This is a genomic window from Streptococcus lutetiensis, assembly GCF_900475675.1.
Classification (GTDB): Bacteria; Bacillota; Bacilli; order Lactobacillales; family Streptococcaceae; genus Streptococcus; species Streptococcus lutetiensis.
In genome coordinates this window covers 251,750-265,804 of record NZ_LS483403.1, presented here as the reverse complement: position 1 = coordinate 265,804, position 14,055 = coordinate 251,750, and the positions used below count along the sequence as shown (strand labels likewise).

Below are 14,055 nucleotides of genomic sequence, written 5' to 3'. Positions count from 1 at the left end.
TTGACAAAAAGCCAAAAAAGAAAGCACCGAAATGGTTTTCTTCTATCTTTTATATTAAATAAGAAATTATTCAACACTCATCAAGTATGGATAAACTGGTTGTTTACCTTCGTGAATTTCAACTTCTACATCTTCGTAAGTTGATTCTAAATAATCAGCCATTTCTTCAGCCAATTCTTGGCTTCCATCTTCACCAACGTAGATAGTGATAATTTCGCTATCTTCGTCAATCATTTTAGCGAATGTTTCTTCCAAAGTAGTTGTCATGTCTGGGTTTGAAACCACGATTTTACCATCAACCATACCTAGGTTGTCATCTTGGTGGATTTCAAGACCATCAATTGAAGTATCACGAACAGCAAGTGTTACGCTACCACTAACAACATCTGAAAGGCTTGCAGTCATAGCTTCAACGTTTTCTTCCAATGATTGAGTTGGATTGAAGGCTAACAGGCTTGTAAATCCTTGAGGTACAGTACGTGTTTCAACTACTGCAGCTGGGACTTCAGACACTTCTGCTGCTGATTGAGCAGCCATGAAGATATTTTTGTTATTTGGCAAGATGATAACATTTTTAGCGTTAACAGCATCAATAGCTTTCAAGATGTCTTCTGTAGATGGGTTCATTGTTTGACCACCTGAGATAACATAGTCAACACCTTGTGATTTGAAGATATCAGCTAATCCATCACCAGCACATACTGCAACGATTGCGAAATCTTTTACTTCTTGGCTAGCTGCTGCTGCTTGATCTTTTTCAAGAACAGCATCGTGTTGGTTACGCATGTTGTCAACCTTAACTTTTTTAAGAGCTCCATATTTAAGACCTTCTTGAAGGACTAAACCTGGATCTTCTGTGTGGACGTGAACTTTAGCAATTTCATCATCATTAACAAGGATAAGTGAATCACCTAGACCACCCAGGAATCCTTGGAATTCATCATAGTTAAATTCTTTTACGTAAGTAGGACCTTGTTTAAGAGCAACCATGATTTCAGTACAGTAACCGTATTTGATATCTTCAGTTGCAACGTGTTCAGCTACAGATTTGTGGTGTTCAGCGTTAATCATTTCTGTCATAACCGCTGGAGTTGCTTTGAAATCTTCAGAAGCAATGTATTCACCAGTCAAAGCAGATAAGAAACCTTCATAAATGAAGACTAAACCTTGACCACCTGAATCGACAACACCAACTTCTTTCAAAACAGGAAGCATTTCTGGTGTTTTAGCAAGTGCGCCTTTTGCACCTTCAAGTGCAGCACGCATAACTTCAACAGCATCATCAGTTTCTTCTGCTTTTTTAAGAGCAGCTGTAGCAGCGCCACGAGAAACAGTCAAAATAGTACCTTCTACAGGTTTCATAACAGCTTTATAAGCCACTTCAACACCTGATTGGAAAGCGTGAGCAAGGTCTTTACCAGTCAATTCTTCTTTATCTTTGATTGCTTGACCGAATCCACGGAATAATTGAGAGGTGATAACACCTGAGTTACCACGTGCACCCATCAAAAGACCTTTTGAAAGGATTTGTCCGACTTCTCCAACTGTAGATGCAGGTTTATTTGCAACTTCTTTGGCACCATTTTCAATTGTCATTCCCATGTTTGTTCCTGTATCACCATCTGGTACAGGGAAAACGTTAAGGGAGTTTACATATTCTGCTTGATTTCCAAGACGGGTGCTAGCAGCTTGAACCATTTCTTGGAATAAACTTGTTGTAATATTTGACACTAATCTTCTCCTACAACTTTAATATTTTGTACGTAAACATTCACCATGTCTGCTGAAAGGCCAAGTTGATTTTCGAGGTTGAACTTGACACGTTCCTGAATGTTCTTAGATACTTCAGAAATTTTCACACCGTATGACATCACAGTGTAAACATCGACTGAAATACCACTTTCTGTTGATTTGACAACAACACCTTTTGCGTAGTTTTCTTTACGCAGAAGTGCTTGAAAATTATCCTTAAGAGCACTTTTACTTGCCATACCAACAACACCAAAAATTTCTGTTGCTGAACCACCAACAACAGTTGCAATTACGTCGTCAGATAACTCAATTTGGCCATCTTTTGTATTAATTTTCACAGTCATATTTACTACCTCAAAAGTTTTTATCAGTTTATTTTACCATATATTAGCCGTATTGTAAAAAATTATGGAAAATTACCGGCTACAAAACAAAGAAAAAAGCCTTTCGGCTTTTATTTTATACGCGTTCTACTTTACCAGATTTAAGCGCACGAGCTGATGCCCAAACTTTTTTAGGTTTTCCATTAACAAGAATAGTAACTTTTTGAAGATTTGGTTTAACTGCACGTTTTGTTTTGTTCATTGCGTGTGAACGGTTGTTTCCTGATACAGTCTTACGACCTGTGAAATAACAAACTTTAGCCATTTTATCTGCGTCCTCCTACTTAGATTCTAGGTGATTTACACCACATACCATAAAATAATATCATATTCAGCATGTTTTCGCAAGCTTTTTATCAAATAATCAGCAAAAAATAATTACGAAAGCACATATGATTTTCTATCCTCAAACTGATTTCTACTAAAAACTCTAAAAGATTTTGTAAACAAAAATCCTGATAACTATCAGGATTTAAAACTATTTGCCGATTGCAGGAATCGAACCTACGACCTACGCGTTACGAGTGCGTTGCTCTACCGACTGAGCTAAATCGGCTAACAAAGACATTATATCACTCAACTAAAATTTGTCAATTAAATAATAACGATTAACACAAAAAAACTCCCCAAATGGGAAGTTTTTCTAAACGAAGTTTGATTAAGCTTTGTTTGCTGAACCGAATACGTCGATACGTTCTTCAACAGCTTCTGTAATAGCTTCGAAACCTGGTTTCAAGAATTTACGTGGGTCGAAAAGTTTTTTCTTATCGTATTCTGCTTCATTTGCTTCGTAGTCAGCAACAAATTTACGAGTTGCTTTTGCAAATGCGATTTGGCATTCAGTGTTAACGTTAACTTTAGCAACACCAAGTTTGATAGCATCTTTGATTTGGTCATCAGGAATACCAGATCCACCGTGCAATACAATTGGGAAACCAGGAATCGCAGCAGTTAATTTTTCAAGGTGATCAAGGTGAAGACCTTTCCAGTTTTCTGGGTATGGTCCGTGGATGTTACCGATACCTGCAGCCAAGAAGTCGATACCAGTTTCAACCATAGCTTTAGCGTCTTCGATTGGAGCAAGTTCACCGTCACCGATGATACCATCTTCTTCACCACCGATAGTACCAACTTCAGCTTCAACTGAGATACCTTTAGCGTGTGCTTTAGCTACAACTTCTTTAGCTTTTTCAAGGTTTTCTTCGATTGGAAGGTGTGAACCGTCAAACATAACTGAAGTGTAACCAACTTCGATACATTCCAAAGCATCGTCAAAGTGACCGTGGTCAAGGTGAATAGCAACTGGTACAGTGATACCCATTGATTCTACAAGGTTTTCGATAAGTGTTTTACAAAGTTTGTAACCACCCATGTATTTAGCAGCACCCATAGAAGTTTGGATAAGGATTGGAGCTTGTTTAGCTTCTGCTGCACGTAGGATTGCTTGAGTCCATTCAAGGTTGTTTGTGTTAAAACCACCAACTGCGTAACCATTGTCACGAGCTGCTTGGACAAATTTTTCTGCTGAAACGATTGCCATTATATAGGCCTCCTATTTATTTTTTGGGATATCCCCCATTTACAAGTACATTTTATCACAAATTTTATCAGATTACTAGCGTTACTTACAATTTGGTTAATTTTCTGTGAAAAAAGCAGTGTAAATAGGAAAGTATTTTTCAAGTATTCTCACTGCTTTCATTTTTATTTTCAATTAATGGATTTTTAGCACAAAAAAGACAAGCACTCTCTGGCTTGTCACTCTGCGGAAAGAGGGACTTGAACCCTCACGATCTAAAGCGATCACAGGATCCTTAGTCCTGCGCGTCTGCCAATTCCGCCATTTCCGCTGTTCCTTAACAACATAAATAATTATATCAGCCATTCATAGTTCTGTCAACACTATTTTTCATTTTTTTGCAAAAAAGCTGAAATTTTTTCAATGTATGTTTTAGGATCACTTTCAAAAGATTTGGCATGCGCTGCACCCTTAGCTATATAAAGGTCTTTCTCACTATTTGTTGCACGATAATTTTTATAAACCATACTTGTTGGAACGAACTTATCTTCGCTACCATGGATAAAAAGAATTGGGCGCGTATTGTTTTTTAATTGTTTCACACAGCTGGCTTGTCCATATGAGAAACCTGCTCGAACTTTTGATACTGCAGACACTTCATAAAGAATCGGGAAAGCAGGTAAGTTATACATAGCTTTAGCTTGATATTTTAATTCATCCCAAACACTACTATAACCGCAGTCTTCAACAATATTAACCACTTGTTTTGGTAATGTTTCTTCACCTGAAGCCATCATAACGGTAGCCCCACCCATAGAAACACCAAACAAGGTAATTTCGCTGTCTGAATTTTGTTCAACTAGCATCTCCGCCCATTTTATGACGTTTAAGCGGTCGTTCCAGCCATATCCAATGATTTGCCCTTCGCTGTCACCATGCGACATATTATCGGGCATAAGGACATTGTAGCCTAGCTCATGAAACATCCATGCATAAGGCTTCATATCTTCCTTATCGTTTGTAAACCCATGAACAACAATAACCGTTTTATTTGTTGCTGTTTCTGCAGGAACATACCAAGCATCTTGTTTTAAACCTTGGTTGGTCATCCAAAGCGTTTCTTTAGTCAGTTGGTCAAAACTCTGCTCATAGGCGTAGAGAGAATTGTCTTTTGAACGACCATTATTATTAATGAATGATTTTTCTTCACGAATTTGTGCTACATGGAAAAAATAAAAACTTGCTCCGATACTTACTACAAAAAGTAGAGCAATAATTCCCAATAAAACACGATGTTTTCTAATTCTAATTTTTCTCATGCTCACTATTATACTATTTTTTCCTAAAAATAAAAGGGGTACAGATTCATTAGAATTGTATTATCAAAAAAACACTCCCAAGCTTTTAGCTTGAAGAGTGTTAATCTATTTTAGTGATTATTTGCTATTTTCAATCACTGCTGTCACAAAGGCTGTGTAAAGCTCTTCTGGACGGTTTGGACGACTTTGAAGTTCTGGGTGATATTGAGCAGCCACGAAGAATTTTTTCTCTGGCAATTCAACAACTTCCATCAAGCGGTTATCTGGCGATACACCTGAGAAAACAAAACCTGCTTCTTCAAATTGGTCACGGAATTTAGTATTGAATTCGTAACGGTGACGGTGACGACGTTGAATAACTTCTTGATTGTTATAAGCTTGTGCTGCACGTGAACCTGGTTTTAATTTACATGGGTAAAGCCCAAGGCGAAGTGTTCCACCCATATCTTCGATATCAATTTGGTCACGCATAATATCAATAATTGGGTATTTAGTATCCGGAGCAAGCTCAGCTGAATTTGCACCTTCCAAGTTCAATACGTTACGAGCGAATTCCACACAAGTCAATTGCATACCAAGACAGATACCAAGCATTGGCACGTCTTTTTCACGCGCATAGCGGATTGCTTCAATTTTACCTTCTGTCCCACGTTGACCAAATCCACCTGGGACAATGATACCATCAGCATCACCAAGCATTTCTTCAACATTGTCAGCCGTAAGATCATTGGCATTAACCCATTTAAGGTCAACAGCCACATCATTAACATAACCTGAATGTTTAAGAGCTTCGACAACTGAAAGGTAAGCGTCTGGCAATTCAACATATTTACCAACAAGAGCAATCTTAGTTGATTTTTTAAGATTCATAATCTTATCAACCATTGTAGACCATTCTGACATATCCGCTTTTGGCACATCCAATTTCAAGTGGTCACAAACGATTTGATCCATGTTTTGAGCTTGCATGTTAAGTGGAATTTGATAAATATGATCCACGTCAAGTGACTCAATAACAGCTTCTGGAGCAACATCACAGAATTGTGCCAATTTATTTTTAATGTTTTGACCAGCTGGTTTTTCTGTACGGATAACCAACATATTAGGTTGAATACCAAGACCACGCAATTCTTTAACAGAATGTTGTGTGGGTTTAGTTTTCATTTCACCAGCAGCTTTAAGGTATGGAAGAAGCGTTGTGTGAATGTACATAACATTATCAGCACCAACATCTGCTTTCATTTGACGAAGGGCTTCAAGGAATGGAAGACTTTCAATATCACCAACTGTACCACCAACTTCTGTGATGATAACGTCAGAATCAGTTGTTGTCGCGGCACGTTTGATTTTTTCTTTCAAAGCGTCTGTGATGTGTGGAATAACTTGGACAGTTGCACCAAGATATTCACCTTTACGTTCTTTACGAAGAACTTCGCTATAAATTTTACCAGTTGTTACGTTAGAATATTTGTTAAGGTTGATGTCAATAAAACGTTCATAGTGACCAAGATCAAGGTCAGTTTCAGCACCATCGTCTGTCACGTAAACTTCACCGTGTTGATAGGGGCTCATTGTACCTGGGTCAATGTTAATATAAGGGTCAAATTTTTGGATAGTTACTTTAAGACCGCGATTTTTCAAAAGACGACCAAGACTTGCAGCCACGATTCCCTTACCGATAGAAGAAACAACACCACCAGTAACAAAAATATACTTAGTCATTAAATAAAACTCCTTTTAAATAAAATGATAGCAAACGATAAATGCTTGAAGATTAAGAATATCAACAAATCAAAACATCCATAAGATATTTGATAAAAAAGTAAATAAACATTTACTTTTAGGAAAACAAAAATAGCTCCCTAAAAAGTTAGGGAGCTTTCATACGACCTCTAAAAAAGAGGTGCCCAAATAATAATATAAACTATCCTGTGGCGTTTGTCAAATGGTAATTGACAACTTTTTTAATTTAGCAAAAAACTAACGCTGATGACTACTCTTCATTTAAATCATCATCCTCGTCATCTTCTTCGTTGATGTCAACCTCTTCGTCCAAATCTTCGTCTGGAATAATTTCGTTGATTTCTGAATCATATGACTCAACTTCGGATTTTTCATCATCTGGATTTTCTTCATCGTACTCTAAATCAGATGATTCAGGTGTGAAGTCTTCATCTTCTGGGTCATCATCTGAATAGTCAATAGCATCTTCATCACCATCCATAAAGGCATTTACACGTTTGCGTTTACGTTTTGGTGCTCCATTTTCATCTTCTTCAAGTGTAATGATTTCTTCGTCGATTTCGTCGATAGCATACCATGAACGAAGTCCCCATTTGTTGTCGCCAAGTGGAATAAAGCTTCCATCAACGTTCAATGCAGAGTAAAAATATGGTAAAGCTTCACGAATTTCTGCGTCAGATTTTTCGAGGTAGTTTTGGATCTCATTTACAAGATCGCTGAAATACATTTCATGATCGCGTCCGCGTTCTTCCAGAATAGCACGTGCAACTTCAATCATTGAAAGTTCGCTTTTTTCTTGTCCAGCAAATACTTCTAATTCCAAGGTAATTCTCCTTATTAATCTTAGGATGTGAGCAAACAGCCACAATAACCCTATTATCTTAATTTTCGTTATTCTCTATTTTACGCTAATTTTGTCAATTCGTCAAAAGATTTATAAGAATTTCTGAGAAAGGGCATAAAAAGCCAAGTAATCTATAGATTACCTGACTTTATAACTATTTATCTAAGGATAAATTATTTTACTTTTGCAGTGCTTGTTACCACTTCAACAGCTTTCTTCATAGCGATATCGTGTTTAAGCATATCTGCTGAAAGAAGGTTACGAACTTGTTCAACTTCCATGTTGTATTCTGAAGCAAGGTCGTTGATTTCTTTTTCGATTTCTTCGTCAGAAGCTTCGAATCCTTCTGCTTTAGCGATAGCTTCGATAACAAGGTTAGTTTTAACACGTTTGTCAGCGTCAGCTTCGTATTGTTTGTGAAGGTCTTCTTCAGTTGTACCAGTCAATTGGAAGTACATTTCTGGAGAGATACCTTGACGTTGCATGTTACCCATGAATTCGTTCATGGCGCGGTGAACTTCGTCGTGAACCATTTCTTCTGGCAATTCAACGATTTCAGCGTTTGCAACAGCCAATTCAAGCGCAGCACCTTCAACAGCATCGTCAAATGCGACTTCTTTAGCTGATTCAAGTTCTTTACGGTATTTAGCTTTCAATTCGTCAAGAGTTTCAACTTCTTCGTCGATGTCTTTAGCAAGTTCGTCATCAAGAGCTGGAACTTCTTTAGCTTTAACTTCGTGTACAGTTGTAACGAATTTAGCATCTTTACCAGCAAGGTCTTCAGCTTGATATTGTTCTGGGAATGTTACGTTAACTTCTACAGTTTCACCAGCTTTAGCACCAACTAATTGGTCTTCGAAGCCAGGGATGAATTGACCTGAACCAAGTTCAAGTGAGAAGTTTTCACCTTTACCACCGTCAAATTCAACACCGTCAACTGAACCAACGAAGTCGATAACAACAGTGTCACCAAGTTCTGCAGCACCTTCTTTAACGATAAGTTCTGCAAGGTTGTTGCGTTCGCGTTCTACTTTTTCGTCAACTTCAGCGTCAGTTACTTCTTTAGTAGCTTCTACTGAAACTTCAAGGTTTTTGTAGTCACCAAGTTTTACTTCTGGTTTTGTAACAACTTCAGCAGTCAAAGTCCATTCTTGACCTTTTTCCATTGATTTGATATCAATTTTTGGTTGTGCAACAACATCAAGGCTAAGTTCAGCAACTGCTGCTTGGTAAGCTGCAGGAAGAAGAGCGTTCAGTGCATCTTCATAAAGAGCTTCTTCACCAAATTGTTGGTTGAATACGGCACGTGGAATGTGACCTTTGCGGAATCCAGGTGCATTCAAATTTTTCTTAACTTTGTTGAAGGCTTGATCAAGAGCTGGTTTGATTTTATCTTGACCGATTGTGAATGTAATCACGCCACGGTTAGTAGCTTTGTTTTCAAATGATACAGACATGAAGTCATTTCTCCTTAAAATTTTATATACAGTTTAGTTTAACATATTTCAGGCTTTTTTGTCAAAGAATAGTGCTATATCAAGGGTTTTAGGCGCTAATTTTTTTTGCTTGATTTCAGCATTTTTTCACTGTCAATTTTTGTTTCAAAAAACAAATCAATAAGGACTTGCTTGACGTGTATTTTTTTAATAAACTATGGGTATGAACATTATTTCAAAATATATCGAACGTCTTCAGGTAGAAGAAATTGCAGTTGATATCATCTCAAAAATCGTATCACTTCTCCTTCTTCTTATCGTATTTTTAATCGCAAAACGCGTGTTAAATTTCATTTTCACACACGCTATTGCAAAATCAATTTCACTTTCACGACAGACTGAAGCTCGCAAAAAAACCATTGTCAAATTGCTTCACAACATCATGAGTTACACCCTTTATTTCTTCTTTATTTCTTGGGTGCTAAGTATTCTTGGTGTACCTGTCTCTAGTCTACTTGCTGGGGCTGGACTTGCTGGGGTTGCCCTTGGTCTTGGCGCACAAGGTTTCTTAACTGATGTTGTTAATGGTTTCTTCATCTTGCTTGAAAATCAATTTGAAGTTGGGGATTCAGTTGTTATCGGTTCTGTCGAAGGAAATATTTCAAGCGTTGGTATTCGTACTACGCAAATTCGCGGTTTTGATGGAACATTACATTTTATTCCTAACCGCAATATCACCGTTGTTTCTAACAAATCACGCGGCGATATGCGAGTTCAGATTGATATCCCAATCTATGCTCACACAGACTTGGCGAAAGTATCAAACATCATTAAAACCATCAACAAGGAGCAATTACCTGCTTTCCCTGAAATTGTTGGTAGCCCAACAATTCTCGGTCCATGCACAAACACCACTGCTCAGCTAGTTTTCCGTGTTGATATTTTCGTACAAAATGGTAAACAAAATTATATCTATTCTAATTTTTATCGTCTTTATCAAGAGGCACTTTTGGAAAATGATATCTCGCTACCAACCATGTACGCTAACCTAACACTTTCAAAATAACAAGACAAGAAAAAGGTTGAAGTTTAACACTTCAACCTTTTATTTTTAAAATTTACGAATTGGATCAGCGGTGTAAGTCGCACGCGCACCACCTATTAATCTTGGTCGGCTAGCTAAAGCTGTCACATGCGCACCACCTAATTCACGCTGCACTGGAATCAATGGCACTTGCACGCGCTTAACATGCATTCCAATAAATGTATCACCAATATCAAGACCAGCATGCGCCACAATTTCTTCTACTTCTACAGGATCTTGCATGAATTTAAATGCAGCAACTTGACCACTTCCTCCAGCGTGCAGATTTGGAATGACATTAACGATTTCTAAATCCTTTTTCTCAGCCAGTTCACGTTCTACTGTCAAGGCACGATTCAGGTGCTCACACCCTTGAACTGCCAAATAAATGCCACGCTCAGTCAATTCTTCAAGAAGTGTTTTTACAATCACTTCACCGATTTCAGCGCTGCTATTTTTTCCAATCAAACCTCCAGCCACTTCACTAGATGACAGTCCAAGGACAAAAATTTGTCCTTTTTTAATGGCAGAGCGTTCAATAATATCAACGACAATCACTCGTGTTTGATTCGCTAAAGCCTTTAAATCCATACTAAACCTCCGTACCTATTTATTTTCAAAACGTTGATAAGCCAGATAAACGAGGTAACCAACTAACATTCCAAAAAGATTTTGTAAAAGATTTCCAGGAATACCAGCCAAAGCTCCTCCTAGACCATAACCTAAAAGAAAAGTCGCTAAGAAATACCAGCCAACCATCAAAATACTAGCCAGAATAAGCCCTAAAATGCGTTTTTTCCCAGTCCATCCTGCAAAATACCCTTGCGCTCCATGAGCAATTAAACTGTGAAACATGTATTGTGGATAACCTAACAACAGGTCAATGAGAAAGCCAGATAAGCCACCAACAACCGCTCCATATTTTGAACCTAAATAATAAGCCGTAAAATAAATACCAACATCTAACAGGGTCAAATAACCCGTCGGCGTTGGGACATGAATAAACGCCAAAACAACACTCAAGGCAGTCAAAACAGCCATTAGGGTTAAATGATATGTCTTAGTCCTGCTCATAATTTTGTTTTACTCCATATTGGTCTGAGTGACGAATCGCTTGAAAAACAAACTCTTTTGATTCAGCAACTGCTTCTTTAGGTGATTTTCCAAGTACTAGCTGACTTGCAATACTTGATGCCAATGTACAACCAGCACCAATATTATTTGTGTCAAGAATGTCATTTTCAAAGACTGAAAACTCACTACCATCATAAAAGATATCGATAGCTTTTTCTTTACTTAAGCGATTTCCACCTTTGATGACCACATTTTTTACACCCAAATCATACAAAAGCTTAGCTGCAGCTTTCATATCATCTAAAGTTTTAATTGACGTTTGTGCTAATAGCTCTGCTTCTACCAAGTTAGGTGTGATGATTGTAGCATATGGGAAAAATTTCAAAAGTTCATCACGCAAAGCTGATACTTCAACATCATGTTTTTCCTTACAAACCAAAACTGGGTCAAGTACAATTGGAATTTCTGTATGAGATTTAACAAATTCAAGTGATAAGTCAGCAACATCCACATTCGGTAAAAGTCCAAGCTTGATACCTGAAAATGGAACATCCTTGAGGCTGTTTAATTGATGCGCAAAAACGTCATTATCTGTCGCAAAAACTTCAAACCCTTTGTCAGTCACTGCTGTCAAACAAGTTACCGCTAAAAAACCGTGTAGATGATTTGTCGTATAAGTGGCTAAATCAGCATACAAACCGCCACCACTAAAAATATCATTTCCAGAAATTGCCAAAATGTACTTATTCGTCATAAATAATCTCCTTCAAATAAAGACCGTTACCCGCAGCCGTAGGTCCAGCTAAGTCACGATTTTTAGACTCCAAAACCGTCTTAATCTGACTAACTGGCATACGACCATTACCAATTTTAAGCAAAGTCCCAACCATATTGCGGACTTGTTTATAAAGAAAACCATTTCCACTGAAGGTAAAGACAAAGAAACCAGTTTTTTCGTCAATGTCAACCGTTGCTCGTGTAATCGTGCGAACTTTATTTTCTACAGATGTTCCTGAAGCTGTAAATCCTGTAAAATCATGTGTTCCCACCAAATCCTTGATAGCTTCCTGCATTAAAGCCAAATCTAACGGATGTGGGTAATGCGTCGCATAATGGCGCATCATCGGATTCTTAGGACGACCAGCATCAACTAAAAATTCATAAGTTTTACTGTGTTTATTATAGCGAGAGTGAAAGTCATCACTGACTAATTCAACATCCACTACGTCAATGTCTTCTGGAGATTGCGTGTCCAATCCAAAACGCAATTTCTCAACATCACGCGCTTGAGGCAAATCAAAATGAACGACCTGACCATAAGCATGAACACCAGAATCCGTACGACCAGCACCATGTACTTTGACAGGAGTGCCACTGTTTAACTTCTGCAGCGTCTTTTCAAGTTCTTCTTGTACCGAACGTTCACTCGGCTGACGCTGAAAACCAGCAAAAAGCCTACCATCATATGAAATTGTTGCTTTATATCTTACCATGTGAGTATTTTATCATCTTCCTAAGAGACTTTCCAGAAAATTTCGAACAATCTGTCCCCATACAGATTTTACTATAAAAAAAGAGACCGGAAAATAGATTCCAATCTCTTTTTAGTTTTCAATTATTCACCATCAAAGGCGTCTTTAACTTTGTCGAAGAAACCTTTTTTCTTAGGATTTCCAACTTTGTCGCCACCTGCTTGCGCAAATTGTTTAAGAGCTTCAACTTGTGCATCGTTAAGTTTTGTTGGTGTCACAATATTAACAGTAACATATTGGTCACCTTGACCACCACCACGCAATTTAGGAGCACCTTTACCGCGAAGTCGGAACGTTTTACCAGTTTGAGTTCCAGCTGGGATAGTCATTTCAACATCACCATGAACCGTTGGCACTTCAACAGTATCACCGAGCGCAGCTTGAACAAAACTGATGTTCATTGTGTAATAAATTGTTGAACCGTTACGTTCAAATTTATTGCTTGGCAAGACATTGATGATAACGAAGAGGTCACCATAAGGGCCGCCGTTAAAGCCAGCTTCACCTTGTCCTTGCAAGCGAATTTGTTGATCAGTTTCAACACCTGCTGGAATTTTAACAGATACTTTGTGTGTTTTCTTTTCGTGTCCTGTTCCATGACATGTGTGACATGGTTCTTTGATTTCTTTACCTGTACCATGACAGACATCACATGTCACTTGACGACGCATCATACCAAGTGGTGTTTGTGTATCGACATTAATCACACCTGAACCATGACAACGGCTACATGTTACAGGGCTAGTTCCTGGTTTAGCACCTGAGCCATGACAAGTTGAACATGTTGATTCACGGTTGTAAGCCACTTCTTTTTCAACACCAAAGACAGCTTCTTCAAATGTCAAATTAACACGGTATTGAAGGTCATCTCCTTGACGAGGTGCGTTTGGATTACGCATTCCGCCGCCTCCGCCAAAGAAGCTTGAGAAGATATCTTCAAATCCACCGAAGCCAGCTCCATCAAAACCGCCAAAACCGCCAGCTCCACCACCGAAGCCACCGTTGGCACCAGCAGGACCATATTGGTCATAAGCTGCACGTTTGTGTTCATCTCCTAAAGTTTCATAGGCTTCTTGAACTTCCTTATATTTTTTTTCTGCACCAGGTTCTTTATTAATATCTGGGTGATACTTTTTAGACATTTTGCGGTAAGCTTTTTTAATTTCAGCTTGTGAAGCGTCTTTAGAAACACCCAAACGATCGTAAAATTCTGTATTGTTCATAATTATGATATTAAGCCGTCAGACATCGTCAAAATAAGAGATTGAACAAAAGATATTTACACCTCTCTTTTGACACCAGCCATGGCTCGCGTTCATTTCTGAACACTTTTCCTTTCTATTTGATTAGAAGGTTTTTTTATAAACAA

General features: G+C 38.1%; 14 protein-coding genes and 2 tRNA genes. 1 reads left to right on the top strand and 15 read right to left on the bottom strand.

Annotated elements, in window-relative coordinates; genetic code table 11:
- Window positions 1–66: 66 nt before the first annotated feature.
- From DQN23_RS01520 to tig, 10 genes are all read right to left on the bottom strand, one after another.
- A complete protein-coding gene (locus DQN23_RS01520; RefSeq protein WP_020916155.1) occupies window positions 67–1,731 on the bottom strand; it encodes a DAK2 domain-containing protein in 1,665 nt (554 codons plus the stop codon).
- Entirely contained in the window at window positions 1,731–2,096 is a 366-nt protein-coding gene (locus DQN23_RS01515) for an Asp23/Gls24 family envelope stress response protein (RefSeq protein WP_003063261.1), read from the bottom strand. The genes DQN23_RS01520 and DQN23_RS01515 overlap by 1 nt, the downstream gene beginning before the upstream one ends.
- A gap of 115 nt (window positions 2,097–2,211) precedes the next feature.
- Window positions 2,212–2,400 (bottom strand): 50S ribosomal protein L28, encoded by a 189-nt coding sequence (gene rpmB, locus DQN23_RS01510; protein WP_003063259.1) that lies wholly within the window; start codon window positions 2,398–2,400, stop codon window positions 2,212–2,214.
- 218 nt (window positions 2,401–2,618) lie between these two features.
- Window positions 2,619–2,691 (bottom strand) — tRNA-Thr (locus DQN23_RS01505).
- A gap of 102 nt (window positions 2,692–2,793) precedes the next feature.
- Complete coding sequence (locus tag DQN23_RS01500) at window positions 2,794–3,675, bottom strand: class II fructose-bisphosphate aldolase (RefSeq protein ID WP_020916153.1); 882 nt, start codon at window positions 3,673–3,675, stop codon at window positions 2,794–2,796.
- 224 nt (window positions 3,676–3,899) lie between these two features.
- Window positions 3,900–3,985 (bottom strand) — tRNA-Leu (locus DQN23_RS01495).
- A gap of 52 nt (window positions 3,986–4,037) precedes the next feature.
- On the bottom strand, window positions 4,038–4,973 hold the full coding sequence (locus DQN23_RS01490) for an alpha/beta hydrolase (protein WP_058813633.1): 936 nt from the start codon (window positions 4,971–4,973) through the stop codon (window positions 4,038–4,040).
- A 117-nt stretch (window positions 4,974–5,090) separates the two neighbouring features.
- Entirely contained in the window at window positions 5,091–6,695 is a 1,605-nt protein-coding gene (locus DQN23_RS01485) for a CTP synthase (RefSeq protein ID WP_111712613.1), read from the bottom strand.
- A gap of 271 nt (window positions 6,696–6,966) precedes the next feature.
- A complete protein-coding gene (rpoE, locus tag DQN23_RS01480) occupies window positions 6,967–7,539 on the bottom strand; it encodes a DNA-directed RNA polymerase subunit delta (RefSeq protein WP_020916150.1) in 573 nt (190 codons plus the stop codon).
- Window positions 7,540–7,733: 194 nt separating this feature from the next.
- Window positions 7,734–9,017: a trigger factor gene (gene tig, locus DQN23_RS01475; RefSeq protein ID WP_111712612.1), complete on the bottom strand. Its 1,284-nt coding sequence runs from the start codon at window positions 9,015–9,017 to the stop codon at window positions 7,734–7,736.
- A gap of 202 nt (window positions 9,018–9,219) precedes the next feature.
- On the opposite strand from tig, the gene DQN23_RS01470 reads away from it, so the two are divergent.
- Window positions 9,220–10,062: a mechanosensitive ion channel family protein gene (locus DQN23_RS01470; RefSeq protein ID WP_061409273.1), complete on the top strand. Its 843-nt coding sequence runs from the start codon at window positions 9,220–9,222 to the stop codon at window positions 10,060–10,062.
- Window positions 10,063–10,107: 45 nt separating this feature from the next.
- Here DQN23_RS01470 and DQN23_RS01465 read toward each other — a convergent pair whose 3' ends face one another.
- The 5 genes from DQN23_RS01465 to dnaJ all read right to left on the bottom strand — a co-directional run bounded on the left by DQN23_RS01465 (window position 10,108) and on the right by dnaJ (window position 13,909).
- The gene (locus DQN23_RS01465) at window positions 10,108–10,671 is read right to left on the bottom strand and encodes a TIGR01440 family protein (RefSeq protein ID WP_111712611.1); all 564 of its coding nucleotides are present in this window, start codon (window positions 10,669–10,671) and stop codon (window positions 10,108–10,110) included.
- A gap of 15 nt (window positions 10,672–10,686) precedes the next feature.
- A complete protein-coding gene (locus DQN23_RS01460; protein ID WP_020916146.1) occupies window positions 10,687–11,154 on the bottom strand; it encodes an ECF transporter S component in 468 nt (155 codons plus the stop codon).
- Window positions 11,141–11,908 (bottom strand): bifunctional hydroxymethylpyrimidine kinase/phosphomethylpyrimidine kinase, encoded by a 768-nt coding sequence (locus DQN23_RS01455; protein WP_111712610.1) that lies wholly within the window; start codon window positions 11,906–11,908, stop codon window positions 11,141–11,143. Before DQN23_RS01455 ends, DQN23_RS01460 begins: the two co-directional genes overlap by 14 nt.
- Window positions 11,898–12,647, bottom strand: coding sequence for a tRNA pseudouridine(38-40) synthase TruA (truA, locus tag DQN23_RS01450; RefSeq protein WP_058813629.1), 750 nt, complete (start codon window positions 12,645–12,647; stop codon window positions 11,898–11,900). Before truA ends, DQN23_RS01455 begins: the two co-directional genes overlap by 11 nt.
- A gap of 122 nt (window positions 12,648–12,769) precedes the next feature.
- Window positions 12,770–13,909, bottom strand: coding sequence for a molecular chaperone DnaJ (gene dnaJ, locus DQN23_RS01445; RefSeq protein ID WP_111712609.1), 1,140 nt, complete (start codon window positions 13,907–13,909; stop codon window positions 12,770–12,772).
- Window positions 13,910–14,055 lie beyond the last annotated feature (146 nt).

Coding starts and splice junctions, on each gene's coding strand:
- DQN23_RS01515 (WP_003063261.1), bottom strand. CDS start 2,096: ATGACTGTGAAAATTAATACAAAAGATGGCCAAATTGAGTTATCTGAC.
- rpmB (WP_003063259.1), bottom strand. CDS start 2,400: ATGGCTAAAGTTTGTTATTTCACAGGTCGTAAGACTGTATCAGGAAAC.
- DQN23_RS01500 (WP_020916153.1), bottom strand. CDS start 3,675: ATGGCAATCGTTTCAGCAGAAAAATTTGTCCAAGCAGCTCGTGACAAT.
- DQN23_RS01490 (WP_058813633.1), bottom strand. CDS start 4,973: ATGAGAAAAATTAGAATTAGAAAACATCGTGTTTTATTGGGAATTATT.
- DQN23_RS01485 (WP_111712613.1), bottom strand. CDS start 6,695: ATGACTAAGTATATTTTTGTTACTGGTGGTGTTGTTTCTTCTATCGGT.
- tig (WP_111712612.1), bottom strand. CDS start 9,017: ATGTCTGTATCATTTGAAAACAAAGCTACTAACCGTGGCGTGATTACA.
- DQN23_RS01470 (WP_061409273.1), top strand. CDS start 9,220: ATGAACATTATTTCAAAATATATCGAACGTCTTCAGGTAGAAGAAATT.
- DQN23_RS01465 (WP_111712611.1), bottom strand. CDS start 10,671: ATGGATTTAAAGGCTTTAGCGAATCAAACACGAGTGATTGTCGTTGAT.
- DQN23_RS01460 (WP_020916146.1), bottom strand. CDS start 11,154: ATGAGCAGGACTAAGACATATCATTTAACCCTAATGGCTGTTTTGACT.
- DQN23_RS01455 (WP_111712610.1), bottom strand. CDS start 11,908: ATGACGAATAAGTACATTTTGGCAATTTCTGGAAATGATATTTTTAGT.
- truA (WP_058813629.1), bottom strand. CDS start 12,647: ATGGTAAGATATAAAGCAACAATTTCATATGATGGTAGGCTTTTTGCT.
- dnaJ (WP_111712609.1), bottom strand. CDS start 13,909: ATGAACAATACAGAATTTTACGATCGTTTGGGTGTTTCTAAAGACGCT.